Source organism: Gulosibacter sediminis (assembly GCF_014904065.1).
GTDB lineage: Bacteria > Actinomycetota > Actinomycetes > Actinomycetales > Microbacteriaceae > Gulosibacter > Gulosibacter sediminis.
Genome location: NZ_JACXJG010000018.1, coordinates 108,664 through 131,930 on the forward strand (window position 1 = coordinate 108,664; position 23,267 = coordinate 131,930).

Sequence of the window (23,267 nt, forward strand, 5' to 3'; positions counted from 1 at the left end):
AGCCCAACTACCGTGGCGGGGAACCGGAAGATACTCATATCTGAGGACTTCCGATGTCTGTCGTTATCGACGTTCCCCGCGCATCCGCGCTTGACTGCCCTGCTCTCGATCAGGACTCGTCTCCCGTTCCGCATGCTGATGGGCTCGATCCCGTCATCGCCGCCGCCCGCGCCGCCGGTCGCCGAGCCGGTGAGCGCCTGGCACTCACTCCGCTGACGCCGCGACAGCGCGCCGCCGTCGCCGCCGTGATGGGCGGTGGTCGCTGATGAGCGCGAACTCCGCCGCCTTCGATCACCTGACCAGCTTCCGCTGGCGACAGGGCGACCCGTCCCTCGCCGATGGCGAGGCCCAGCTCTACGACCTCGGCGTGCTCCGCTCCGTGCTGGAGGAGGCCGTCGAGATCGCCGTCGCCGACGCCCGCGCCGACGGGGTGACCTGGGCCAGGATCGGCGACGCCCTCGGCGTCACGCATCAGGCTGTCATCAAGCGCTACGGCCGGGGCGGTGGTCGCTGATGCACGCCGACGCACGCAACCTCAGCACCGCACCCGCCGACCTGACCCCGCCCGGAGGGCCTGGCCTGGCACCCGCCGAAGGCGGGCTGCCCATCGCCGTGATGACGGTCCGCAGCCGTGCTTCGCACTCCAAGAGTTTCGGGGGCCTCATTCGTTCCTACGGGCGCGGCAAGGGCTTGTCGATTGCCGCGCCTTGCAACAACGCGCCTGGTCAGAAGCCGATTCCGTCTTCGCTGCGTCGCGTCGCCTCGCGGGTTCATTTGAGGTCTCATTTGGGGGTCAATACGGGGTCATTTAGGCGCCGCACCCCCTCTGCGGCCCTCCACGCCGCCTGCGACGGGGGTGGTCGCCGTGGCTAAGCAGGAGAACAACCCGACGAGCATCGGGCTCACGCAGTACCTCGATCCGTCGTACTGGACCTGGGCTGCCGAGGACCCGAACGGGGCCGCGCTGCTCGAGCAGGGAGCCGGGGCGATCCTCGCCTACGTCGCGCAGCGGCTCGAGGCCATCGGCTGCGAGGTCATCGAGGCCTACGGAATCGTGCACGACAAGGATGAGCGCGAGGTCTGGAGCGACACGGAGAAGGCTCTGGTGGTCGAGCCGAAGCCCGATCACCTGCACGCGGTCATCAAGTTCGCCAGCCGTGCGAAGAGCGCGCCGCTGGATCGGCTCGCGTTCGGCATCGGCGTCGAGCCCCAGTACGTCGAGAAGCCGGGCCGCGGTCGGTACGCCTTCGACAACATGCTGTCGTACCTGACTCACGTGAAGTATGCGGACAAGCATCAGTACGCGCCGTCGGAGGTCGCCACGGTGCGCGGGCCGGACTACCTCGGGATCGACGCCCAGCGCCGGGAGACCTGGCTCAAGGGGCGCGCCCACGTGAAGAAGAAGGTCGTCGCGGAGAACTTCGAGGACATGCGGGAGCGGGTGCTGCAGGGCGAAATCACGCGGGATCAGATCATGCTCACGGACGAACTGTTCGACATCTACTCGCGGCATCAGCGGGAGATCGACGACGCGCTGTCGGCCTACGGCCAGCGCCGCGCGTACCGGGCGGCCGCGAAGCTGCGCGCNGTGCCTTCTCGACGCACGTGGTGTTCGTCCACGGGGATGCCGGGATCGGCAAGACTCGGTTCGCAACGGATTTCATCACCGAGGCGATTAGCGCGGCCAATGCACATGGCGAGCGGTGGCAGGTCTACCGTGCCGCGACGGGGAACCCATTGGATGACTGGCGGGGCGAGGAGGTGCTGCTGCTGGACGATCTGCGGGCCTCGGCGATGGACGCGAACGATTGGCTGCTGCTGCTCGATCCGTATAACGCCTCGCCTGCGAAGGCTCGGTACAAGAACAAGGGCGAGGTGGCTCCGCGCCTCATCGTGATTACGGCGACGATCGAGCCGGTCGAGTTCTTCTACTACGCCCGCCAGAAGGGCAACGTGGACGAGGCGCTGGACCAGTTCATCCGCCGCCTGGCGTCGGTCGTGAAGGTCTACCGCGCCGACGACATCAACCGCTACCTCGTGCAGCACATCGGGAAGATCGAGCCCTACGAGTGGCACCAGTGCAGCATCCCGACCGCCGCGCACACGCCCGGCATGTACGGCAACGCGTACCACCAGAACGCCGGGTCGCGGGAACTGACGTACGGTCCGGAGACCTCGGCGGAACACGACGCGGACGGTGCGGTCGCGGAGCTGCTCAGCGGGCTCGCGGTGCGAAGTCCGGACGTGCCGCTGGCGCTGATCGAAGGTGCCGCATGAGCACCGATCAGCATTCGCTCTTCCAGGGGGTCGAGGGGGCCGGAGGCCCCTCGCAAGCAGGGCTGGAGGACACGAGCGTCAGCGATGTGTCCGACAGGCCTACTGCTTGCCACTCTGGCGTACAGGTGGAGCAGCAGACCGACTCCCAGGTGAACACCGGTCGGGCTGATGCGGAGGCTGTGCGTCAGAGTCACGGCGGCGCGAAGCGTCGTCGTGGGGGCCGCGCGAAGCTCGATACCGACTTCGGGGAGGAGACGCTCGCGGCGCTTCGCACTCGTGCGAAGCGGCTCGGGCTGGCTCCGAGCACGTGGGTACGGACCGTCGTACGCGATGCCCTCCACGCCTCCCGCTCGGAGGAGTTGGACGCCGCCGTGGCGGCGCACCTGCTCGGGGTCGAGGCGCGTGTGCAGGCGTCGGCGGACGCTCGTGAGCTGGCTGCCCAGGTGCGCCCGCTGGCGATCAACGTCAACGACTTGGATCGCCGCGCGCGCGCCGGTGAGGCGGTGGCGCTGTCGTCGGAGGTGCCCGAGCTGATCGAGCTGCTGCGCGAGGTCCGCGCCTTGCTCGGGGATCGGACGGCCGCATGAGCACCACCCACTACAGCCCGAGCACCAGCGCCGCCGACACCGAGCGCTATATCCGCGGGAAGGAGGACGAGCGGGGCGTCGCGATCACGTGCGAAGTGCCGGGAGGCCCTGGCGCATTCTCGGCGCGCGCACGGGCGCTCACGCAGAACACCACGCGCGAGGTCGAGGCGCTGCATTACCGGCAGTCTTTCAGCGACGAGGAGTTCGACCCGAAGAACCCGGAGCACGTGCAGCGGGTGAACGATCTCGGCTATCAGCTCGCGAAGAGGATGCACCCCGACTCGGACTGCCTCGTGGTCAGTCACGTGGATGGCCGGGGCAGAAAGCCGCATAACCACATCTTGGTCATCAATCACAGCAACCGGACCGGAAAGGCGCTCTCGGACTACCGGACGTTCCACGATCGCAAGGCCGGGAACCAGCGGGGCGTGCAGTCGGCGAACGACGAGCTGATGCGAGAGCACGGGCTCTCGGTCGTGAAGCGGCTGGAGCACGCGCCGAAGGACTGGGAGCTGCGCCGCGAGGACTTCGCGGAGGGCGGGCTCGACCGCGAGATGGGTGACCGGATGAGCGCCGCACTGGCCGACCCCCGCGTGGTGGACAAGGCCGGTCTCGAAGCGGTGATCGAGGAGCAGAACCAGCAGCTCGACGACGCCGGGGAACGTGTGCCGAGGATGCGGCTGCACAGCCCCGTCAGCAAGAAGGGCAAGCGCGCCGGGCAGGAGACCTGGACGCTCTACATCGAGGACCGCCGCGGCGAGTCCGGCCGCGCCGATCGCCGCAAACGCGCGAGCGCGCTCTCGGCGGACTTCACCCCGGAGGGCGCGCAGGCGTTCTTCGACTACCACCAGCAGCAGAAGGAGCAGGAACATGAGCGCAGCGCTCGACAGGCTGAAGCAGCAGAACGGGCCCGTGCAGTCGCCGCAGCCGCTCGGCAGTCCGGAGACGATGGAGCTGTTGACCTCGATCCTCGCCGCCGTCGAGGCGCAGAATACGAGGATTGCCACGCTGACCGAGCAGCAGAAGAAGCTCGCGGGGTTCGTGAAGGTCATGGACGAGGAGACGACGAGGCGGCTGGAGCGGATCACGACCCCGGCGTCGACCTCCTCGCCCTCCAGCGACGTGTCCGCGAGGATCGCGAGTATCGAGAGCAGGCAGAACGAGATCGCGAGCACGCTCGGCGAGTTCGCGCAGAGTCTCAACGGCGAGAGCTTGAACGCCGCGTCGCGAACCTTGGTCGCGGAGGCGCAGAAGAATCGCGCGGCTACGGCCTCGGCGATTGAGGGTCTGAAGGTGCAGGCCACAACGAACCAGAAGCTTGTGAGCCAGGTCGGCGGCGCGGTGCAGCGGATCGAGAAGCGTACTGAGGAGCGGGTCGAGAAGGCCGTCGAGCAGGTCGCCGGGGAGGCCTCGGCCACGATGACCGCGAACCTCGACGCCTCGAACGAGCGCGCCGAGCGGATGATGGCGGCGACGGCGAAGCTCGAAGCGCGTCAGCTCTGGTCGGCCGCCGCTGCGATGTGCCTCGCCCTGCTGCCGGTGGTCGTGGTCGTCGCCGGGCTCTGGATGGGCATCGCCGGTCTCATCACGGGCGCTCAGTGGGCGCTCGACGTGGACGGGCGCATCTGGCTCGGCATCGGGCGCTGGCTCGTGGTCTCCGTGGGTCTCGCCGGGGCCGGCTACGGGCTCTTCGCGTCCGTCCGCTCGGCCGCCGGTCTCGTGGAGACGTGGAAGGGTCGCGGGGTGCCGAAGTGGCCGAGGTGGCGATGATGGCTGGATCCGCTCGAGCTACCGGTTCCGATCAGCGGTCGAAGGATTTTCGCAGCAGCCGGTCCTGCGGCCTCGGTGCCGCCGCCCTAACCTGACGAGCATCCCCGCCGTGACGGCCATCACGACGGCGATCCCGGCACCGATGATCCAGGGGTTACCGAGGAGCCCACCGACGCCCGCGAGTGCTCCGCCCGCCGCGATGAGCGGCAGGCCGCAACAGAGCAGCAACGGAAGCGCGCAGCATGCCAGCAAGAGCAGTCCGGTCCCTGCAGCGACGACGGGACCGGCGCGCCGTTCGTCGCGGTCCTGATCGGCGCTCGTCGTCTGCACCTCTTCAGGATGAGATCTCCCCGATTGCCTGCGCTGCCGGTCATGCGCAGCACGACAGCAGCGACGGGTCGGTGGTGAAGGCCTTCGCGGCGATCCGGATGCCCTCGGCCATCGTCAGGTAGGGAGCCCAGGCGTCGGCGATCTCGGCGACGGTCTTGCCGAGCACGTGGACACCGGCGGCGGCGAGCTCTCCGGCGTCCTTGGCGACGGCGGTCAGGCCGAGGATCTCGTTCGTGTCGGCGTTCACGACGATCTTGATGAACCCGCGGGTGTCGCGGTTGACCAGCGCGCGGGGCACGTGGTGCAGCGGCAGGACGCGGCAATCGCAGCGGATCCCCGCAGCAAGCACTTCCTTCTCGGTCATCCCGACCGCTCCGATCGCGGGCCCGGTGAACGTCACCCGCGGCAGGCGGGAATAGTCGACGGCACGATCGGCGTCGGCGAACGCGTTCTCGGCGACGAGGGTGCCGTGGTGGGCGGCGACGTAGACGAACTCGGGGTGCCCGGTCACGTCGCCCGCGGCCCAGATCCGCGGGTTCGAGGACCGCAGCCGGTCGGAGACGACCACCTCGCCGGAGTCCCCGGTCTTCACCCCGACCGCATCGAGGTTCAGGCCATCGGTGACGGGACGGCGTCCGAGGGCGACGAGCACCTGCTCGGCGCGGAACTCCTGCGAGTCGCCGGACACGTCGGCGGTCACGACGGCCTCGCCTCCCGTGCCGCGGGAGACCCGGGTGGGCACCACGCGGCGGACGACGCGGATGCCTTCGTCGGCGAACGCCTCCTGAAGCGCCTTGGACACCTCCGGCTCCTCCTTCGAGGCGAGCCGGGACCGCACCAGCAGCGTGACCTGCGAGCCGAGGCGAGCGAACAGCTGCGCCTGCTCCAGGGCGACGTAGCCGCCGCCGAGCACCAGCAACGACTCAGGAACCTCAGCGAGTTCCATTGCCGTGGTCGAGGTCAGGTACCCGGTCTCCTCCAGGCCGTCGATCGGCGGAGCCCACGGGCGAGAACCAGTCGCGACCAGGAAGTGGTCGGCCTCGATGGTCTCGACCGTCCCGTCGCCGGCGATGATCTCCAGTACCGGGGCGTCTGGGCCGCCGGCGAACGATGCATCGCCGCGGCGGACCTGCCAGCCGTAGGAGTCGGCGACGTCGGCGTACTTCTCGCCGCGCAGCGACTCGACCAGCGCCTGCTTCCCGGCGATCAGCGCAGGCATGTCCACTGTCTCAGCCGTCGCCGCGATCCCCGGGAACCGGCCTGAAGCGTCGGCGGCGACGTGACGGGTGTCGGCAGCGGCGATGAGGGCCTTCGACGGCACGCAGCCGGTGTTCACGCAGGTGCCGCCGAGCGTCCCGCGCTCGATCATCACCACCGACTTGCCGAGCGTGGTCGCACGGATGGCGGCGGCGAATGCTCCGCCTCCGGATCCGATGATGGCGAGGTCGTACTTGGTAGGCATCGCTGCTCCTGTCAGTCCTTGGCTTTCTGCTCTGTCTCAGCCATACTGGACCTTCCAGTGCAGGGGAAGGTCAAGCCTGCTCCTGCCGAACGATCGGAGGCCGCGATGCGCATCGGAGAACTCGCCGAACGCGCGGGCACCACGGCGAAGACGCTCCGCTTCTACGAGGGGCAGGGGCTGCTTCCGCCGGCCGAGCGCACGCAGTCCGGCTATCGCGACTACGCACCCGAGACGGTCGCCCGGATCGACTTCGTCCACCGCGGCCAGGCCGCGGGCCTCACCCTCGCCCAGATCCGCCAGATCCTCGACATCCGCGACGGCGGCCATGCGCCCTGCGAGCACGTGCGCGACCTGCTTGACGTGCGCCTCGCTGAGATCGAGCAGCAGATCGCGCAGCTCTCCGTGCTGCGCGACACTATCGCGGACCTCAGACAGGACGCCGCGCACCCGGACCCTGAAACGTGCAGCACCGATCAAGTGTGTAGGTACTTGTAGACGACGGTAGCCAATGACTCCAACGCTACAACCCCGATATGCGCTACGAGAACCCGCTCTACATGGCCGAGGACGCGGCGGTCGCCGACCTCATCGCCGACGGTCGCCTGCAGCTCGGCGTGAGCCGCGGCTCGCCCGAGCCGGTCATCGCGGGCTACCGCGCGTTCGGGCACATCCCCGACGACGGCGACACCGACGGTGCCGACATGGCCCGCCACGCCACCGACGTCTTCCTGCGCGCCATCGACGGTGCCGGCGTCGCCAACCCCGACCCGCGCCGCTCGCACTCGGTCGACGCGCAGCCGATCATGCCGCAGTCGCCTGGCCTGCGCGACCGCATCTGGTGGGGCGCCGGCTCGCGCAAGACGGCCGTCTGGGCTGCCGAGCAGGGCCTCAACCTCATGTCCTCCACTCTGCTCACCGAAGACACCGGGGCTGAGATGGGGGATGCGCAGGCCGAGCAGATCCGCCAGTTCCGCGACGCGTGGCGCGAGGCCGGGCACGCCCGTACCCCGCGCGTGAGCGTCTCGCGCAGCATCATCCCGATCATCGACGACGAGTCGCGCCGCTACTTCGGCGTGCGCGCGCAAGCCGAGTCGGTCGACCAGGTCGGCTACATCGACGTCGGCGAGATCGCCCGGTTCGGCCGCAGCTACATCGGCGAGCCGGATGCGCTGGTCGAGCAGCTGCGCCAGGACGCAGCCGTGCAGGAGGCCGACACGGTGCTCGTGACGGTGCCGAACGCGCTCGGCGTCGACTTCAACCTGCGCCAGCTCGACGTCATCTCGCGCGAGATTCGCCCGGCGCTCGGCTAGGGCAGGCAAGGCCGGCGGGAGTGACTACGAGCGCCCGCCGGCCACGGCTCGGTTGTAGTCGAGTGCGGTGTCGATCCACGACGACAGCTGTTCTTCTTCGCTGATCGTGTCGGCCGCGACTTCGAGCCAGCCGGGGCCCATGTCTCGGCCTGGTCCCATCGTCGCCTGAGTTGCGCCCGGCTTGCGGAGCAGCGCGTCGTGCTGCCGCGCATCCACTCGGACGAGGAGCCCGCCGCCCTTCAGCGCGCTGACCAGGATCTTCTCGTTGACCATGACAGACCGCCCGCCGAACATCGAGACCCCGCGCACGATTAGTTCATCGGTGATCAGGGCGCGAATGCGGTCGACGAGCGCCGTCTGCTCGGGAGTCATGATTTCGTGGCGGCTCAGGCCTGCTGTGGCGGGCCGTAAGAGGGGCGGTCGAAAATGAGCACGCTCTGCGCGATCTTCCCGTCCTCGATGGTGAAGAACTCAGCGGCTGGCGTGGTCGAGGTTGCGGCGGTCTGCGGGTAATAGAAGAGCGCCACGCGGTCGCCGTCGACGAACTCGGCGATGTCGCCGGTGCCGNGTGAGCATCGGCGCGAAACCGCCGATGAACCCGCGGTAGGCCTCCTTGCCGTGCAGGTCGCCGCCGGGTGCGCGGCAGGCGATGTCGTCGGCAACGAGGTCCATTGCGGTGTCGATATCCCCGCTCGTCCAAGCGCGATGATACTGCTGCACGATGGTTTGGGCGTTGTCGTTGGCCATGAGATCCTCCTGGGTTGGTGTCGTGGAAGCGGCGTGGATGTTCAGTCGGCGAGGGGCTGCCAGGCATCGTGACCGGCGTCTCCGCCGGCTCCGACGATGGCGAGGCGGGGCAAGAAATTTGCCCAGCCGTCGGCGTGACCCCGCACGCTGGCGTCGGGCAGGTCGAAGTGGCGCAGGTCGACGCGGGTGCCGCCGCTGATCGCGGTGAGTCGGAACTCGACCGTCGATGCGCCCGCGGGCAGGTCCTCGCTGCCCGCGAAGCCCCAGCTCATCGCGACGAAGTGCGGCGGCTCGACGCGCAGGTACTCGCCGCGCACCGGATGGCCGGCGATGTCGACGGCGAACTTGCCGCCGGGCGTCGGGTCGAGGTCGGCGAATTGGCCCATCCAAGCCGTCATGCCCTCGTTGGTAATCAGGTACTCGAACACCGTCTCGGGCGGAGCCTCGATCGAGATGGAGTCTCGGAACTCAGCCACGAGGCCCCTCCTGTCGCGCTTCGATGACGGTCTTGAGGGCAGCGAGTTTCGCCGGCCAGAAGTCGTCGAGGTACGAGCGCACCGCGGCCAGCCCGTCGGTGTCGACTGCGAAGAGATGCCGAGTGCCCTCGCGGGTGCCGACCGCGAGGCCTGCCTTGCGCAGCACTCCGAGGTGGTGCGAGGCGGTCTGCTGCGAGAGCCCGACCTGCTCTGCGATTGTCCCGACCGGCTGCGGCGCGGATCGGATTACCTGCAGGATCGCGCGCCGGTTGCCATCGGCGAGCGCGCGCAACGCCAGGTCAAGGTCTGCTTCGGCTTCGGTGGTCATCGCGGCACTCCTCGCTCGAACGACCTCAAGCTAACACAAACGAAGGTTTGTACTCACGCCTGTCCGTGGATTGTCAGGTGATGTGCAGCCAGTGTCGCTCGCGCGATGCGGGACTGGCGCTACTCGCGCGCCTGCCGCATCTCGCGCGCGAGCCGCGGGTTGCGCGCATCCAGCTCGTTCGTGACGCGCTCGACGACGTGCTCGGCCTTGTTCTGGCTCAACTTGGCCCGCGCGTCGAAGCGGGTCACGCGCATCCGGAGGCCCGTCGTGCCCTTCGCCATGCGCCGAGTGCCCTCGGGGTTGTCGGCGAGGCTGCGGCCGTGGGGGAAATGCCGCTCGAAGTGGTCGGTGAGGTTCGAGAGCACCTCGTAGTTCTCCTCGTCGCTGAGGATCTCGGGCACGCCGTAGAGGTGGGCGGTGACGTGATTCCAGGTAGGCACCACCTGGCCCTCGTCGTACCAGCTGGGCGAGACGTAGTCGTGCGGGCCCTGAATGATCACGAGTAGTTCGTGCTCGCCGAGTTCGAGTGCCTCGTCGTCGGGGCGGCCGAAGTGCGAGAGCAGCACGATGTCGTCGGCAGACTCGTCGAGGATCACCGGATAGTGCGACGCGAGCAGGCCGTTCGCGGTGTTCGACACGAACGTTGCCCACGGGTTCTCGCGGATGAGTCGCTTCACTTCGGCGGGGTCGGTGAGCAGGAAGTGCGGAGTGTGACGCATGCTGCGACCTTAGTTACGGCATCCGTGGCTTGGCTCACCGCGCTTCGCTACCGTGTGCCCATGGATCTGCAACTCACTGACCGCGTTGTGCTCGTCGTTGGCGGCAATGGAACCCTCGGCAGCGTCATCGTGCGCCGCCTCGAAGCCGAGGGGGCGACGGTTGTTTCGGCCTCGCGCAGCGGCGCCGGCGGGCTGACGCTGGATGCGAGCGACGACGAGTCGGTGCGCGCCGGCTTCGCGTCGGTGCTCGCGGAGCACGGCCGGCTCGACGGCGTCGTGATCACCGCGGCGCCGCCCGCGAAGACGCTCGACGTGGCGCGTCACGCCGACCCGGATCAGGTGCGTGAGGCGATCGAGGGCAAGTCGCTCACGTTCCTGCGCGTCGCGAATGCGGCGCTCGAAGTGATGGGTGAGGCCGGCTACGGCCGCATCGTCGGCATTTCGGGGCAGAACGCGCGCCTCACCGGCAACGTCAGCGCGGCCGTGCGCAACGCGGCGCTCAACGTGGCGGCGAAGACGCTCGCCGACTCGGTCGCGGGCAGCGGCATCACGGTGAACACGGTGAACCCCGGCAACGTCGTCGCCGAGCCCGACCCNATCGGCGCCGGCAAGCCGGGGCAGAGCACGCCCGACGACACCGCGAATTTGGTGGCGTTCTTGGTTTCGCAGCTCACGGGCGGTATCTCGGGCGAGGCGATCGCCCTCGGGCACCGCGTGCGCGGCGTCGCCGACCTGTAGTTCGCGCACCGGCGCATCCGTGCCCGGCGGGATCGCGCGACTCGGCGCATCCGTGCCCGTGCGGTTTTCTACGGATGATGCGGTTGTAAGTGCGGCGATCCTAGAAAAGTGCATCTATTGGTGGCCACGGTGCCGGTCGTCGTGCGGTTTTCTAGGTGGGATGCGGTTGTAAGTGCAGCTCTGCGAGAAAACCGCATCGATCGTGGGTGCGTACCGACGTCGTGGTGCGGTTTTCTACGGGGGATGTGGTTGTAAGTGCGGCGATCGTAGAAAACTGCGTCACTGATCTTTAGTCGGACGACTCGACGAGGGTGCGGAGGCGGGCGAGGTCGGCGGCGACGGCCGCGCAGTCGCGGTCGAACTCGGCGACGGTCATGTCGCGCTGGCGCACCGTGAACACGAGCTCGGCGCCGGCCGGATGCTCGAGCACGCGCAGCGGGTTGAGCGCGGCCTCGCCGCTCGGCAGGGTCACGACGTGGTCGAGCACGCCCAGGTCGTTCGCGCCGACGAACTCGACCGTCACCTCGCCCATGGGGGAGTCGACGACGAGCTGCTCGCCGCGGCGGCGCACCGGCGCCTGCGCGAGTCCGGCCGCCCAGCGCGGCAGATTGTCGGGGTCGGATGCGAAGTTCCAGACCGCGCGCGGGCTCGCGTGCACGATCTCGCTGAGGTGCCGGCTCTCGGGGCGGCCGGCGACCGGGCCGCCGAGCGAGCGCCAGGAGCCGAGCGGCGCATCCGCCACCACCGGCTCCTCGGTTTCGGTGCCGCACTCGACAAAGCCGCGCGCCCGATAGTTTGCGAGCGCCGCCGGCCCGTCGAGCGAGCAGGTGTGCACCCACACCCGAGTGATCGGGGCGAGCGAGAATCGCTCGCCCATCGTCCACGCCGCCGCAACACCGTGCTCGAGCAGCAGGCCACCCAGACCACGCCCGATCGCATCCTCGGCGAGGCCGAAGTAGCGCACCTCGACCTGCGCATCCACCTCGCGGGGCTGCGGCTGCAGGTGCACGTAGCCGAGCGGCTGGCCGTCGCCGACGAGCACCAAGAACTCGGTGCCCGGCACCGCGAGCTCCTCGGCCCACTGCTCGCGCGCCCAACCAAGCCGGTCGGTCCAGTGCCACGGCCCACCCACGAGGCCATACAAGTACCGCGCGAACTCGGGCGACACATCAACAGCCCGGTCGATGCGCACGTCGGCCGGCACGGCGCGTGGCATCGCGGCCGGCGGCGCGAGCATCTCGAGGGACGTGATCGTGACCTGCATGGGAAGACCGCTATCGAATTACTGGCGAAGGAAGCTCACGCCGGGCTCGTCGTCGCCGTCGTCGAGCAGCTCGTCGAACGCGTCGGGGTTGTCTTCGAGGTAGTCCTCGGCCGAGGCGAGCGACGGCGAAACCACGACGACCGAGTAGTCGGTGAGCCAGATGCGGGTGCCGTCCTCGTACATCCAGAACAGCCCGAGCTCGCCGTCGAAGGTCGTGCCCTCGACCGCGACCGTGTCGAACTCGTCATCGAAGACGGCGGCGAGCTCGTCGAAGCGAATCGAGATGGGGTGGTCGTCGTCGATCTCCTCAGGCAGGTCCTCCTGCCAGTCGGTGTGATCGAGCGAGACCGAGTCGGTCTGTTCGTCGTCGCCAAGAATCTGCGCGACGGCGCCCGAGGGTGTCACCATCTCGTCGTCCTCGGCGCCACCGCGCCAGCCGAGCTGCTCGCGCAGCACGCGTCGAGTCTGGATCTCGGAGTTGCGCCAGTCGAAGTCGGCGCACAGGCGCACGAACTCGATCAGCTCCTGATCGGAGGCGGCCGACAGCGCGCCGGCAACGGTGGGTTCAGTCATTGCGGGGTCCTTCCTGAGCCTTGCGCCAATCCTATTGGGCGCAGGTGTCCGCAGGCCGCGCGCCGCCCCTGCCACCAGGTCCCGCATCCGGTCGCGCCGCAGGCCCCGCATCAGGCCCAGTCACCGCCCCCGATATGGTGGGCAGCACCATGCCGCTCGACCGCCCCCGCCTCGCGCCAGCCACCGACGCCACGATCAAGTGGATTCGGCACGCCGGCGTGCTCGCCGCGCTCGGGCTCGCGGCGTGGGCGGTCGTCGCGTATTTCTCGCTGCCGCTCGTGATTCCGGTGCACTTCGGCATCTCGGGGCAGCCGGATGCGTATGGGCACCGCTCGAGCGTGCTCTGGCTCGCGCTCGTCTTCGTCGTGCTCGCGGTCGGCATCGCCGTCATGTCACGGCACCCGCGCCTCTTTAACTACCCGGTGCCGGTCACCGACGAGAACGCCTCGCGGCTCTACCGCGAGGGCGAACGGATGCTCGTCTGGCTGCTCGTGCCCCTGCAGCTCATCTTCTTCGCGGTACTTCAGGCGGTGTTGCTCAACGGCGCCGTTACCTGGCTGCTCTGGGTGGGGCTCGCAGCGCTGCTCGTCGTGATCTTCGCGAGCATCGTGCGGATGTCCCGCGCCGCGTAGCGACGCAAAGTGGGCCGTTTCGGCCATCGATACTCTCCGGGCATGAATACATGCATTTCGAGTCTTGGGCGGAAATGATTCCGCGGTCTTACTGTGAGCGAAGTCGTTTTTCGACACCGTGGCAACGATTGCCACAGCCCCGCAAAATAAGCCCCTATTCCGCACCGATGGAGATGCGACTTGCCCCTAGTAATTGTTGGAGGGGTGTTCGTGCCGATCGCGCTCATCAGCGCATTCGCCGGCGCGGCGCTGTTCTTCCTCATCGCCCGCTTCGTGCTGCGCCGCAAGGTCATCGAGGCGGTGCCCGCGTCGATGGCCTCGGCCTACGCGAACGCCGGCAACATCGGCCTGCCGATCGCGCTGTTCTCGGTGTCGAGCGCCGTGCCGGCGATCTCGGTGCTCGCGTCGCAGCTGCTCATCATCGCGCCGGTCTACCTCACGATCTTCTCGTTCATCTCGCGCAGCGCGCAGCCGGGCGACACCTCGACGGGCAAGCTGATTCTCAAGTCCGTCGCGAACCCGGTGACGATCGGCGCGCTCATCGGCGCCGTGCTCTCGCTCTCGCAGTGGCAGGTGCCGGCGGTGATCTGGGAGCCGCTCGACATGCTGGGCCACGCATCCGTGCCCCTGCTGCTCATGATGTTCGGCATAAGCCTGATCGGGCAGACGCCGTTCCGAACGCGCGAGATTCTCGCGGATGTGGTGCTCGGCACGCTCGTCAAACTCGCGGTGCGCGACATCACCTTCGCGACGTCGCTGCTCGCGTTCCCCGCGATTCTCGTGATCGGCCTGGTGCTCGCGCCGTAGCAGGGATGCGCGGGGCTGGATGCGCAGGCCCGGGCCGGATGCGCGCGGCGGCTACGCCGTGTCGCGAATGACGAGCTCGGGCTGGAACACGACGCGGTCGTGCGTTCCCGTGGGGTTGTCGGCGATTTCGACGAGCAGGTCGACCGCCGTCGCGCCGATGATCTCAGCGGGCTGGCGCACCGAGGTGAGCGGAATCACGGTCGAGGCTGCGAAGTCGATGTCGTCGTACCCGACGAGCGCGATGTCGTCGGGAATCGCGAGCTTGCCGATCATCACGAACGCCTGCAGCAGGCCAACGGCGAGTAGGTCATTCGCCGAGAACACGCCGTCGGGGCGTGTCGCCGCGTCGCGCTCGCAGAGCGTCCGTCCGACGTCGCGGCCCGCGCCGACCGTGAGGCCGGGCGTGCCGAGAAACTCGACGGTCGCCCCGGTGACCTCGGCCGCGGCTTTCTGGGCACCCTCGAGGCGGTCGGCGACCTGGCGGATCGAGAGCGGCCCGCCGACGAACGCGATGTGGCGGCGGCCCGAGTCGAGCAAGTGCTTTGTTGCGAGGTAGCCTCCCGCGACGTCGTCGACCGATACCGAGGGGAACGAGAGGTCGCGTGATTCGCGGTCGACGAGCACGACCGGAGTGCCGTTGTCGCGCAGTCGGTGGAGGCGTTCCATACCGCCGGGCGTCGGTGTGATGAGCACGCCGCGCACGCGCTGCTCCTCGAAGCGGTCGATGTGGGTGAGTTCGCGGTAGGTGCGGTCGTCACTGTTCGTCACCATGAGGTTGAGCCCGTGCTCTTCGCCACGCAGCTCGGCGCCGCGCGCGACCTCGGTGAAGAAGGGATTGCGCAGGTCGAGCACGACGAGACCGACGGTGTCGCTGCGACCCGCGCGAAGCTGCCGGGCGGCGTCGTTGCGCACGTAACCGAGGCGCAGGATGTGCGATTGCACGCGCTCGACGAGCTTCGGCGAGACGCGCTCGGGGTGGTTGAGCACGTTCGACACGGTGCCCATGCTCACGCCAGCGGCGGTTGCGATGTCGCGCATGTTCACACCCATGAGTGCCTCCGCCTCTCTGATCACGCCGGAATCGGTGGTCTCCACGGGTCAGGGTTCGCCGATGAACCGTCTGATTTGAGCTCCTTGAACTCCTTGAACCGAATCATATCCAAGTTGGTCCGAATCCAAAATGAATGCGTTGCTTGACATGCGTGCGGTGGTGTCATAGGTTCAGAGCAATTGGTTGGAACGTTTCAAGAAGGAGCAGAGCGGCTCCTGGAACTTCCGCCCGCAGTCGGTGCCCGCCGACCGCATCCCACTCCCTCTGGCGTGAGCCTCGCAATGATGAGAGGACGGAGCATGTCCGCCCCTGCAGCCCTAGAACTTCGCGACGTGCGAAAGACCTTCGGGTCGGTCGTCGCGCTGCGTTCGGGCACCATCCAGGTCGACCGCGGGTCAATAGGGAACTGCTCGACGGCCCCCGGCGATTCACCGAGATCGCGACCGCACTGCCGGGCATGAGCGCACACACCCTCGCGGCCAGGCTCCGCCGCTTCGAAGAACACGGGCTACTCACCCGCACCGCCCATGACGAGATCCCCCCGAAAGTCGTCTACGAACTCACCCCCACCGGGCACACACTGCGCCCCATCCTGCAGACCCTCAACGGTTGGGCCACCTCACTGCCCCACCCCGACCAGCCCTCGACGGCCTGAAACCATCACCGGCAGGGACACACCACAACACCGAGGCCCCGGCACGAGATGTCGAGCGGACGAGCGGCCTCACCGGTCCGATCGGCTACCCCCAGGCTCCGGGGCCTCGTTGGTGAAGGCTGACGCGGGGGCGGCCATGCCCCACTCGTACATCGCATCCAGCACGGGCCGCAATTGCCAGCCCAGCTCGGTGAGCTCGTACACCACGCGCGGCGGGATCTCCGCGTACGCGGTACGGGTGACGATGCCCCGGGTCTCGAACAGGCGCAGCCGGTTCGTCAGCGTGTGCGCACTGATGCCCTCCAACGCGTCGCGTAGCTCGCCGAAGCGCTGCGGCCCGTGCATGAGCTCGCGTACGATCAGTGTCGCCCACGGCCCATCGAACAGCATCAGAAACCTGGCGACACCGCACTCGGGAAGATCCACGTCACTCACACCTGTCACCATACGCGCCGTTGGTGCAGTTGACGTAACCGATGCACCGTATGCACTAATAGAGGCATGACGTTTATCGTGCATGGCGCCACGGGCGCCCAGGGTTCCCCCGTCCTCTCTGCTCTGACCGCCGCTGGCAAGCAGGCCGTCGCCGCTGTCCGCACCCCCACCGGCCTGCCCGACGGCGTCACCGCCGCGTCGGTCGACCTCGCCAACGTCGACACGCTCACCGATCTCTACGCGGGAGCAGACGGCGTGTTCGTGCACCTGCCGATGGACGGCTCAGGCCGCGCGCCCGCCTACGTCGACGCGATCACGAAGGCTGTGGCAGCCGCGAAGCCTGGTCGTGTGGTGATCTCCACCAGTGGGCAGATCGTCGATCAGCCCGGCAGCCCCCTGCAGGCCCCTGCCGACAGCCCGATCGCCACCCTGATCCAGGGCATCACCGACACCGGGGTGTCCACCGCCGTGGTCGCACCACGCCTGTACCTGGAGAACCTTCTGCTGCCCGTCATCGCCGGGCCCGCCCGCGAAGAAGGCGTGCTCCGCTACCCCCTGCCCGAGTCGTTCCCGGTGTCGTGGAGCTCCCACCTCGACGTCGCCGACGTTGTCGTCCGCCTCCTCACCGACACCACCGTGACCGGCACCGTCGCAATCGGACACCTCCCCGGCCTCACCGGCCCCGACCTCGCGAAGGGCTTCACTGAGCGTCTCGGCCGTGACATCCGGTTCGAAGCAATCACCCCGGACCAGTTCGGGGACCTGATCAGCCCGCTGTTCGGCGCCGATGCCGCGGCCCCCGTCGTCGGTCTTTATCAGGCACTGAACACCCAGGACGACAACACCATCGCCGTGACCAACAGCGCCCAGACCCTGCTGGGCCTCACGCCCCGCACCGTCACCGCGTGGCTCGACGCGGTGCTGCCGGACTGACAGGTCGCCCGGACGTCCGCTCTTCGGCTGCGGAAACCCAACCAAGGATCTGGCGGCGTCGGTCTCACCGCGGCACGACGGTCCTGCGGCGCGTAGTGGACTGCACGCCCTGCGTGAAGACTTGCTGTCCCGCCTTCCACCCGTTGGACACGATGAAACTGGGACTGCTGAAGGTTCGGTTGACCCCCATCGAGTACGAGCTGATCATGGACCACACGACCGCAGACGCGGCGTGACGAAGACTGTCACCTACACGTGCACCAGTCCCGAGCGTGGTTAGGACTGCGTGCCGGAAGTCTCTGGCTGTCTCGCGTGCTGCGTGGCGGCAAGCTTGGGGCTGTCGGCGAGCTTGAGCCAGACGACGCCGCCGATGATGACGGTCAGCCAGAACGCCTTAGCCAGGGTGAGGGTCTCGTCAAAGAAGACCGGTCCGAGGAGCGCGGCCCCGATGGAGCCGGTACCGGCCCACACCGCATAGCCGATCCCGACGTCGATGGCTTTGAGTGCGACGCTGAGGAAGAACAGCGTGAACAAGAAGAAGACGATGGCGACGAGCGACCAGACGAGGTTGGTGAACCCCTCACTTCCGTTCACGCTGAGTGCGTAGCCAGCTTCGAATGCTCCAGCGAGGAGCAGGGCCAGCCAGGGACCGGTCTTGTTCTCAGTGGCGTTCGGTGTCGAGGTGTGCGACGAAGTTGTCATGCCGTGTGTCCTTTCAGAGTGGTCGGTCGGGGCGGGTCAGGCGGTTCCGGCGAGGTTGAGTCCGACGAAACCAGCGATGACGACGGCGATACCCGCGAGCTTCTTCCAGGTCAGGTGCTGGGAGAGGAAGAGGGCGCCGACGACGACGATCCCGACACCTGCGAGCGAGGTCCACAGGGCGTAGCTGACGCCCACATCGAAGGTCAGCAGCGCGAGGCTGAGGAAAAAGGTGGCGATCGCGCCGCTGACCAGCGTGATGATCGTCCACCACAGTTTGGTAAACCGGCTCTTCACAGTTCGGGGTGTAGGTGTGGTCTGAATCCGCCGGCTTCGAGGAGTGCGCGGGCTATGTAGTTGGTGAGGTTGCGGAAGCCGAGNCAGGCCACGCAGGTGCTCGAGGCGACCGTTCACGGCTTCGGTAGGTCCGTTGCTCGTGCGCGGCCGGTCGAAGTAGGCCAGGACGTCGCAGGCGCGTCTGGTCAGGGTGCGGCCGAGCTTGCGCAGTTCTACCAACGCCTCAGGCACACTGTCGGCGAGGGCGTCGATCACGGAGCTCATCTCGACGCGGCCGGCTGCCCGGTCGGGGTGACGGTAGGCGGAGATCATGCGCTGGTAGATCCCCCAGGTGCACTCGACTTGCACGTGCCGGTCCCCAGCGAAGAGCTTGTCAAGGCGCTCGTGCTGGCGGTCGGTGAGCAGGTCAGCCCCGGTGTGCAGGGTCCGCCGCGCGGTGTAGAGCGGGTCGCCCTTGCGTCCGCGGTGTCCGTGCAGTTCCTGCTGGACTCGGCGGCGGCACTCATCGAGAGCGTCCCCGGCCAACCGGATGACGTGGAAGGGATCCATAACCGTGACGGCGTCCGGCAGCTCCTCGGTGGTGGCGGTCTTGAAGCCCGCGAACCCATCCATGGCCACGACCTCGATCCCATCGCGCCAAGCCTGGTCCCGCTCGGCCAGCCAGTCCTTGAACGCCTTCTTCGACCGACCTTCGACCACGTCCAGCAGGCGTGAGGGCCCGGTGCCGTCCCGGACCGGGGTGAGGTCGATGATCACGNGACGTACTTGTCACCGCGCCGGGTGTGCCGCCACGCGCGCTCATCGACCCCGACGACCTTGACACCGTCCAGGCGGGTCGGGTCCTCGATGAGCAGACGCCGGCCCTCAGCCAGGACCGCGTCGTTGGCGGTGTTCCACGCCACGCCCAGTCCTTCGGCAACTCGGGCCATCGACAGGTGGCCGACGACGATCCCGACCAGACCCCACCGCAGGCCGGCGCGGGAGATCTTGGCCCGCGGCGGCGCCGCAGCGGTGGTGTCCTGACGCCACACGTGCGAGCACTCCTTGCAGCGGTAGCGGCGCACGGTGAGCACCAGCGTGGTAGGGCGCCACCCGAACGGCTCGTGCGCCAACTCCCTGCTCACCGTGTCACGGGGCACGCCCTGGCAGCCGCACCGCCTGCACCAGTCGTCCGGCTCCACGACCCGGCACGCCAGCACGGACCGGTCAGGCTCGAGCAGCTGGCCGGTGACCTCCAGACCGAGGCCGTCGAGGCGGGTGAAGGTAGTCAGGTCAGGGCGCGTGAAGGTAGCGTCAGGCACGTCGAGGTCTTCCGGACGGGTTGTGTGAGAACTCCCATCATCGGAAGACCTCGACCCTCACCCCGACACCGACGCGCCGCCCCAGGTCGCACCACAGCTACACCCTCATCTGTGAAGAGCCAGCAATCTTCCCGGGCTGAAGCCCGTCGCTACCACCGCGATCCCGACCTCTCGGGTGAGCCGACGCATTTCGTTCATGGGCCGCGTGCGCGAGCTGAGCATCCTGCTCGCCCTGCTCATCGTCATCGTCGCCGCGACCGCGAAGAACCCGAACTTCACGTTCTCGGCCGACGGCTGGCGCGACCTGTTCCTCACCCCGTCGATCCTCGTGCTCGTTGCGGTCGGCCAGGGCATTGTGCTCATCACCCGCAACGTTGACCTCTCGGTCGGCTCGGTCATGGGCCTGTCTGCCTACCTCACTGGCCGCCTGTTCATCGACCTGCCGGGCATCCCGATGCTGCTCGTCATCGTGCTCGTCATCATCTTCGGCGGCGTGCTCGGCCTGATCAGCGGCGCGCTCGTCGCCTTCGCGCGGGTGCCGGCCATGGTGATCACGCTTGGCATGCTCTACGCCTACCGCGGCATCAACGTGCTCTGGGCCGGAAGCGACCGCATCAACGCGAGCGACCTGCCCCGCGACTTCCTTTCGCTCGGCACGGGCCAGGTGCTCTCAATTCCGGTTCTCGCGATCATCGCCTTCATCGTGCTGTTCATTGCGGCCTGGCTCATCAAGAACACCCGCGGCGGCCGCGAGTACTACGCGATCGGCTCCGACCCCGCCGCTGCCGAGCTCTACGGCCTCAAGACCACGCGCCGCGTGCTGACGGCGTTCGTGCTCTCGGGTGCGCTCGCGGGCCTCGCCGGCGTGTTCTACGCGGCGCGCTACGGCACCGTGAACTCGCAGGCCGGTTCTGGCTGGGAGCTCGACGCGGTCGGCGCGGCCGTCATCGGCGGCGTCGCGATCACCGGTGGCGTCGGCACCCTCTGGGGCGCCGCAATCGGCGGCATGCTGCTCGCCACCATCAACCGCGCCCTTCCGGTGCTCGGTATCCCCGACTTCTGGCAGCGCTTCGTCGTCGGCCTGCTCATCCTCGGCGCCATCGTGCTCGACCGCGCGGTCGCGCTGCGTCAGAAACGACGACTCATCGAATCTCGCGGCCGGGAGGATGCCCCACCCCCGCCCGGAGTGCCCGAACCAGAGACGGCCAGGAGCACCGCATGACCACCATCGACACCACTCGCGAACCGACGCCCGCCGAGGCGGCCGTCGGTGCCCCCACCCGCGTGATTGCGCCGTTCGGGCGCCCCGCGTGGAAGCGCCTCCTGATCAGCCGTGAGATGGCGATCGTGCTGCTGCTCGTCGNCGTCGCGCTCGTCGCCATGACCGCCGTGCGCGGCTTCGCCCAGCCGATCACGCTGACCTACCTGCTCATGGACATCGCGCCGATTCTGCTCATCGCGCTGCCGATGACGCTCGTGATGATCACGGGCGAGATCGACCTGTCGGTCGGTTCGATGGTCGGCCTCTCGTCGGTTGTCACGGGCGTGCTTGTGCAGGCCGGGGTCGGCTTTGGCGTGGCGGCAACCATCGCCCTGCTCGTTGGTGTGCTCGGCGGTGCGGTGAACGGCTTTCTCGTCACCGTCGTCGGACTGCCTTCGCTCGCTGTCACGATCGGCACCATGGCGCTGTTCCGCGGCCTCGCGGTCGGCCCGCTCGGCACCGCCGCCGTGACGAGCTTCCCCGAGGAGTGGACGGCGCTCGCCCAGGCAAAGATCTCGGGCACGCCGCTGCCCTACATCATGCTGCCCTTCGTGATTCTGCTCGCGATCTTCGTCGTCATGCTGCACTTCTCGACCTTCGGCCGCGGCGTCTACGCGATCGGCCTGTCGTCCGACGCGGCGCGCTTCTCGGGCGTGCGGGTTGAGCGCACGAAGTTCCTGCTGTTTGTGTTTGCGGGTGTCGTCTCGGCCTTCGCCGGCATCTTCTTCACCCTCCGCTACGGCTCGGCCCGCGGTGACAACGCGACCGGCCTCGAGTTGCAGGTGATCGCGGCGGTCGTGCTCGGCGGCGTCTCGGTCTTCGGCGGTCGCGGCAAGATCTACGGCGTCATCGCCGCCGCGCTGCTCATCGGAACTCTGTCGAGCGCGCTGCGCCTCGCCAACGTGACGAGCGACGTCATCAACATCATCACCGGCGTGCTGCTCGTGCTCTCGGTGGTGCTCGCGAGCGTCATCGACTGGGTGCAGCTTCGCCGCGCCCGCCTCGCCGCGGCGAAGGCGGCCCGAGTCGGCACCCAGACCATCCCCACCACCTCGACCTCATCGCCGAACTAGCCACCCACCCAACGAAAGGCAACACAATGAAGTTTGCTGGAAAGCGTCGTATCGGCGCACTGATCGCGGCCGCCGCGGCCGTCTCAATTGCCCTCGCGGGCTGCGCCGACACCGGCAGCGGCTCGACCGGCTCGACGGATGCTGCAGCCGAAGGCTCAGACGACCTGTCGGTCACCTTCGTGCCGAAGAACCTCGGTAACCCCTACTTCGACGCCTCGTCGACCGGTGGCAAGGCCGCCGTTGAGGAGTTCGGTGGCACCTTCAACGAGGTCGGCCCCGCCGAGGCCCCCCCCNCTACATCAACACGCTCACCCAGCAGCAGGTGGGCTCGATCGTGATCTCGGCGAACGACCCGAGTGCGATCTGCTCGGCACTCGAAGAGGCGAAGAGCGCGGGCGTGAAGGTCGTGACCTTCGACTCCGACACCGACCCCGAGTGCCGCGACGTGTTCGTGAACCAGGCTGACGCGGACGGCATCGCGAAGACGCAGATCGACCTCATCGCCGACCAGATCGGTGGCAAGGGCCAGATCGCGATTCTGTCGGCCTCGGCCAACGCGACGAACCAGAACGCCTGGATCGAGCTCATGAAGGAATACCTCAAGTCGGACTATCCCGACATCGAGCTCGTTGAGGTCGTCTACGGTGACGACGACGACCAGACCTCGTTCGACAAGACCTCGTCGCTGCTCCAGACCTACCTCGACCTCAAGGGCATCGTCTCGCCGACCACCGTGGGCATCGCCGCGGCCGCGCGTTACGTCGACACATCGGAGTACAAGGGCAAGGTTGCGATCACCGGTCTCGGCACGCCAAACCAGATGCGCGAGTACGTCGAGAGCGGCACGGTTGAGTCGTTCGCCCTCTGGAACCCCGAAGACCTCGGCTACCTTGCGGCGTACACCGCGCAGGCCCTGATCGACGGCACCATCACGGGTGCCGAGGGTGACACCTTCGAGGCCGGCAAGCTCGGCGAGTACACGGTCGGCGCCGACGGCACCGTCCTGCTCGGCGACCCGTTCGTCTTCAACAAGGACAACATCGGCGACTTCGACTTCTAGTCGCCACCGGACGCCCGCTCGGCCGCAGCCGACACGCTCGGCCGAGCGGGCGCATCCGCCCCACCACCTGAATCGAATCAATGCCGCGTAGCGGCGAGAGCGAGACCAGCCCGGATGCCCGAGCTCCAGCCACAGCGCGTGTGCTTCACCCTGCGCATCCGCCCCGACAAACTCGACGAGTACCTGCGGCGCCACACTCCCGTGCGCGCCGAGATGCTCGAAGAGATCGCCCGGGCCGGTCGCCGCAACTACTCACTCTTTCTCGCGGGTGACGGCCTGCTCGTCGGCTACTACGAGACCGATGACGACGAGGCCGCCCGCGACTACCTCGCCGCGAGCGACGTCGCGACCGCCTGGGAGGCGGAGATGGCCGAGTTCTTCGACGATGTCGACGGCCGCGCCGACCAGACTCCACCACTCATCGAAATCTTTCACCTCGGGGACCAACTGCAGGCCACCCGCACGCAAACAGGAAGCTGACC

25 protein-coding genes and 5 pseudogenes are annotated in these 23,267 nt (G+C 68.1%); 17 read left to right on the forward strand and 13 right to left on the reverse strand.

Annotation, left to right across the window (positions count from 1 at the left end; all coding sequences use genetic code 11):
- The first annotated feature begins 53 nt into the window (after positions 1 to 53).
- The 6 genes and pseudogenes from ID132_RS09995 to ID132_RS14920 all read left to right on the forward strand — a co-directional run bounded on the left by ID132_RS09995 (position 54) and on the right by ID132_RS14920 (position 4,634).
- Positions 54 to 266: a hypothetical protein gene (locus ID132_RS09995; protein ID WP_006215449.1), complete on the forward strand. Its 213-nt coding sequence runs from the start codon at positions 54 to 56 to the stop codon at positions 264 to 266.
- The gene (locus ID132_RS10000; protein WP_006215448.1) at positions 266 to 514 is read left to right on the forward strand and encodes a hypothetical protein; all 249 of its coding nucleotides are present in this window, start codon (positions 266 to 268) and stop codon (positions 512 to 514) included. The genes ID132_RS09995 and ID132_RS10000 overlap by 1 nt, the downstream gene beginning before the upstream one ends.
- A 342-nt stretch (positions 515 to 856) precedes the next feature.
- A pseudogene (locus ID132_RS14910) lies at positions 857 to 2,277 on the forward strand (Rep family protein).
- On the forward strand, positions 2,274 to 2,864 hold the full coding sequence (locus ID132_RS10010) for a hypothetical protein (protein WP_006358982.1): 591 nt from the start codon (positions 2,274 to 2,276) through the stop codon (positions 2,862 to 2,864). Before ID132_RS14910 ends, ID132_RS10010 begins: the two are co-directional and overlap by 4 nt.
- Positions 2,861 to 3,322 (forward strand): annotated as a pseudogene (locus ID132_RS14915) (relaxase/mobilization nuclease domain-containing protein); the annotation flags it as partial. The gene ID132_RS10010 and the pseudogene ID132_RS14915, both read left to right, overlap by 4 nt.
- 412 nt (positions 3,323 to 3,734) lie before the next feature.
- A complete protein-coding gene (locus ID132_RS14920) occupies positions 3,735 to 4,634 on the forward strand; it encodes a hypothetical protein (protein WP_040004151.1) in 900 nt (299 codons plus the stop codon).
- 370 nt (positions 4,635 to 5,004) lie between these two features.
- Here ID132_RS14920 and merA read toward each other — a convergent pair whose 3' ends face one another.
- Positions 5,005 to 6,426 (reverse strand): mercury(II) reductase, encoded by a 1,422-nt coding sequence (merA, locus tag ID132_RS10025; RefSeq protein WP_006215442.1) that lies wholly within the window; start codon positions 6,424 to 6,426, stop codon positions 5,005 to 5,007.
- A 105-nt stretch (positions 6,427 to 6,531) separates the two neighbouring features.
- Here merA and ID132_RS10030 point away from each other — a divergent pair, with 105 nt between their 5' ends.
- Both ID132_RS10030 and ID132_RS10035 read left to right on the forward strand, forming a co-directional pair.
- Complete coding sequence (locus tag ID132_RS10030) at positions 6,532 to 6,921, forward strand: heavy metal-responsive transcriptional regulator (protein WP_006215441.1); 390 nt, start codon at positions 6,532 to 6,534, stop codon at positions 6,919 to 6,921.
- Positions 6,922 to 6,956: 35 nt separating this feature from the next.
- Positions 6,957 to 7,736 (forward strand): annotated as a pseudogene (locus tag ID132_RS10035) (LLM class flavin-dependent oxidoreductase); the annotation flags it as partial.
- Between the two features lie 24 nt (positions 7,737 to 7,760).
- On the opposite strand, the gene ID132_RS10040 reads toward ID132_RS10035, so the two are convergent.
- The 5 genes from ID132_RS10040 to ID132_RS10060 all read right to left on the reverse strand — a co-directional run bounded on the left by ID132_RS10040 (position 7,761) and on the right by ID132_RS10060 (position 10,006).
- Positions 7,761 to 8,108, reverse strand: coding sequence for a TfoX/Sxy family protein (locus tag ID132_RS10040; RefSeq protein WP_193128516.1), 348 nt, complete (start codon positions 8,106 to 8,108; stop codon positions 7,761 to 7,763).
- A gap of 99 nt (positions 8,109 to 8,207) precedes the next feature.
- Positions 8,208 to 8,483: a nuclear transport factor 2 family protein gene (locus ID132_RS10045; protein ID WP_235988465.1), complete on the reverse strand. Its 276-nt coding sequence runs from the start codon at positions 8,481 to 8,483 to the stop codon at positions 8,208 to 8,210.
- A 41-nt stretch (positions 8,484 to 8,524) separates the two neighbouring features.
- On the reverse strand, positions 8,525 to 8,959 hold the full coding sequence (locus ID132_RS10050) for an SRPBCC family protein (protein ID WP_193128517.1): 435 nt from the start codon (positions 8,957 to 8,959) through the stop codon (positions 8,525 to 8,527).
- Entirely contained in the window at positions 8,952 to 9,287 is a 336-nt protein-coding gene (locus ID132_RS10055; RefSeq protein WP_193128518.1) for an ArsR/SmtB family transcription factor, read from the reverse strand. The genes ID132_RS10050 and ID132_RS10055 overlap by 8 nt, the downstream gene beginning before the upstream one ends.
- A 119-nt stretch (positions 9,288 to 9,406) precedes the next feature.
- The gene (locus ID132_RS10060) at positions 9,407 to 10,006 is read right to left on the reverse strand and encodes an FMN-binding negative transcriptional regulator (protein ID WP_193128519.1); all 600 of its coding nucleotides are present in this window, start codon (positions 10,004 to 10,006) and stop codon (positions 9,407 to 9,409) included.
- Between the two features lie 60 nt (positions 10,007 to 10,066).
- Here ID132_RS10060 and ID132_RS10065 point away from each other — a divergent pair, with 60 nt between their 5' ends.
- Entirely contained in the window at positions 10,067 to 10,744 is a 678-nt protein-coding gene (locus ID132_RS10065) for an SDR family NAD(P)-dependent oxidoreductase (RefSeq protein WP_193128520.1), read from the forward strand.
- Positions 10,745 to 11,033: 289 nt separating this feature from the next.
- On the opposite strand, the gene ID132_RS14025 is transcribed toward ID132_RS10065, so the two are convergent.
- Positions 11,034 to 12,008 carry a GNAT family N-acetyltransferase gene (locus ID132_RS14025; RefSeq protein WP_235988466.1) on the reverse strand — a complete coding sequence of 325 codons (975 nt, stop codon included), beginning with the start codon at positions 12,006 to 12,008 and terminating at the stop codon, positions 11,034 to 11,036.
- Between the two features lie 18 nt (positions 12,009 to 12,026).
- Positions 12,027 to 12,581, reverse strand: a complete 555-nt coding sequence (locus ID132_RS10075; protein WP_193128521.1) for a hypothetical protein — start codon at positions 12,579 to 12,581, stop codon at positions 12,027 to 12,029.
- Between the two features lie 134 nt (positions 12,582 to 12,715).
- On the opposite strand from ID132_RS10075, the gene ID132_RS10080 reads away from it, so the two are divergent.
- A complete protein-coding gene (locus ID132_RS10080; protein WP_193128522.1) occupies positions 12,716 to 13,213 on the forward strand; it encodes a DUF1648 domain-containing protein in 498 nt (165 codons plus the stop codon).
- A gap of 180 nt (positions 13,214 to 13,393) precedes the next feature.
- Complete coding sequence (locus ID132_RS10085) at positions 13,394 to 14,020, forward strand: AEC family transporter (protein WP_193128523.1); 627 nt, start codon at positions 13,394 to 13,396, stop codon at positions 14,018 to 14,020.
- Between the two features lie 51 nt (positions 14,021 to 14,071).
- On the opposite strand, the gene ID132_RS10090 is transcribed toward ID132_RS10085, so the two are convergent.
- Positions 14,072 to 15,070, reverse strand: coding sequence for a LacI family DNA-binding transcriptional regulator (locus ID132_RS10090; RefSeq protein WP_125107422.1), 999 nt, complete (start codon positions 15,068 to 15,070; stop codon positions 14,072 to 14,074).
- Positions 15,071 to 15,528: 458 nt separating this feature from the next.
- Here ID132_RS10090 and ID132_RS14030 point away from each other — a divergent pair, with 458 nt between their 5' ends.
- Positions 15,529 to 15,726 (forward strand): winged helix-turn-helix transcriptional regulator, encoded by a 198-nt coding sequence (locus tag ID132_RS14030; protein ID WP_235988467.1) that lies wholly within the window; start codon positions 15,529 to 15,531, stop codon positions 15,724 to 15,726.
- A 69-nt stretch (positions 15,727 to 15,795) separates the two neighbouring features.
- Here ID132_RS14030 and ID132_RS10100 read toward each other — a convergent pair whose 3' ends face one another.
- Entirely contained in the window at positions 15,796 to 16,152 is a 357-nt protein-coding gene (locus ID132_RS10100) for a winged helix-turn-helix transcriptional regulator (RefSeq protein ID WP_328744174.1), read from the reverse strand.
- 75 nt (positions 16,153 to 16,227) lie between these two features.
- Here ID132_RS10100 and ID132_RS10105 point away from each other — a divergent pair, with 75 nt between their 5' ends.
- A complete protein-coding gene (locus tag ID132_RS10105; RefSeq protein ID WP_193128525.1) occupies positions 16,228 to 17,094 on the forward strand; it encodes an NmrA family NAD(P)-binding protein in 867 nt (288 codons plus the stop codon).
- 276 nt (positions 17,095 to 17,370) lie between these two features.
- Here the strand turns inward: ID132_RS10105 and ID132_RS10110 are convergent, their stop codons facing one another.
- The 3 genes and pseudogenes from ID132_RS10110 to ID132_RS13190 form a co-directional block, all read right to left on the reverse strand.
- Positions 17,371 to 17,796 carry a DMT family transporter gene (locus ID132_RS10110; RefSeq protein ID WP_125106623.1) on the reverse strand — a complete coding sequence of 142 codons (426 nt, stop codon included), beginning with the start codon at positions 17,794 to 17,796 and terminating at the stop codon, positions 17,371 to 17,373.
- A 36-nt stretch (positions 17,797 to 17,832) separates the two neighbouring features.
- Positions 17,833 to 18,090: a DMT family transporter gene (locus tag ID132_RS13185; RefSeq protein WP_211198376.1), complete on the reverse strand. Its 258-nt coding sequence runs from the start codon at positions 18,088 to 18,090 to the stop codon at positions 17,833 to 17,835.
- Positions 18,087 to 19,391: pseudogene (locus ID132_RS13190) on the reverse strand (ISL3 family transposase). Before ID132_RS13190 ends, ID132_RS13185 begins: the two are co-directional and overlap by 4 nt.
- Positions 19,392 to 19,587: 196 nt before the next feature.
- Between ID132_RS13190 and ID132_RS10125 the strand changes: the two are divergent.
- The 4 genes and pseudogenes from ID132_RS10125 (at position 19,588) to ID132_RS10140 (ending at position 23,265) form a co-directional block, all read left to right on the forward strand.
- Positions 19,588 to 20,613, forward strand: a complete 1,026-nt coding sequence (locus ID132_RS10125) for an ABC transporter permease (protein ID WP_125107423.1) — start codon at positions 19,588 to 19,590, stop codon at positions 20,611 to 20,613.
- A 209-nt stretch (positions 20,614 to 20,822) separates the two neighbouring features.
- Entirely contained in the window at positions 20,823 to 21,725 is a 903-nt protein-coding gene (locus ID132_RS10130; protein WP_459562473.1) for an ABC transporter permease, read from the forward strand.
- Between the two features lie 26 nt (positions 21,726 to 21,751).
- Positions 21,752 to 22,785: pseudogene (rhaS, locus tag ID132_RS10135) on the forward strand (rhamnose ABC transporter substrate-binding protein).
- 114 nt (positions 22,786 to 22,899) lie between these two features.
- Positions 22,900 to 23,265, forward strand: a complete 366-nt coding sequence (locus tag ID132_RS10140; RefSeq protein ID WP_125106627.1) for an L-rhamnose mutarotase — start codon at positions 22,900 to 22,902, stop codon at positions 23,263 to 23,265.
- Positions 23,266 to 23,267: the final 2 nt, after the last annotated feature.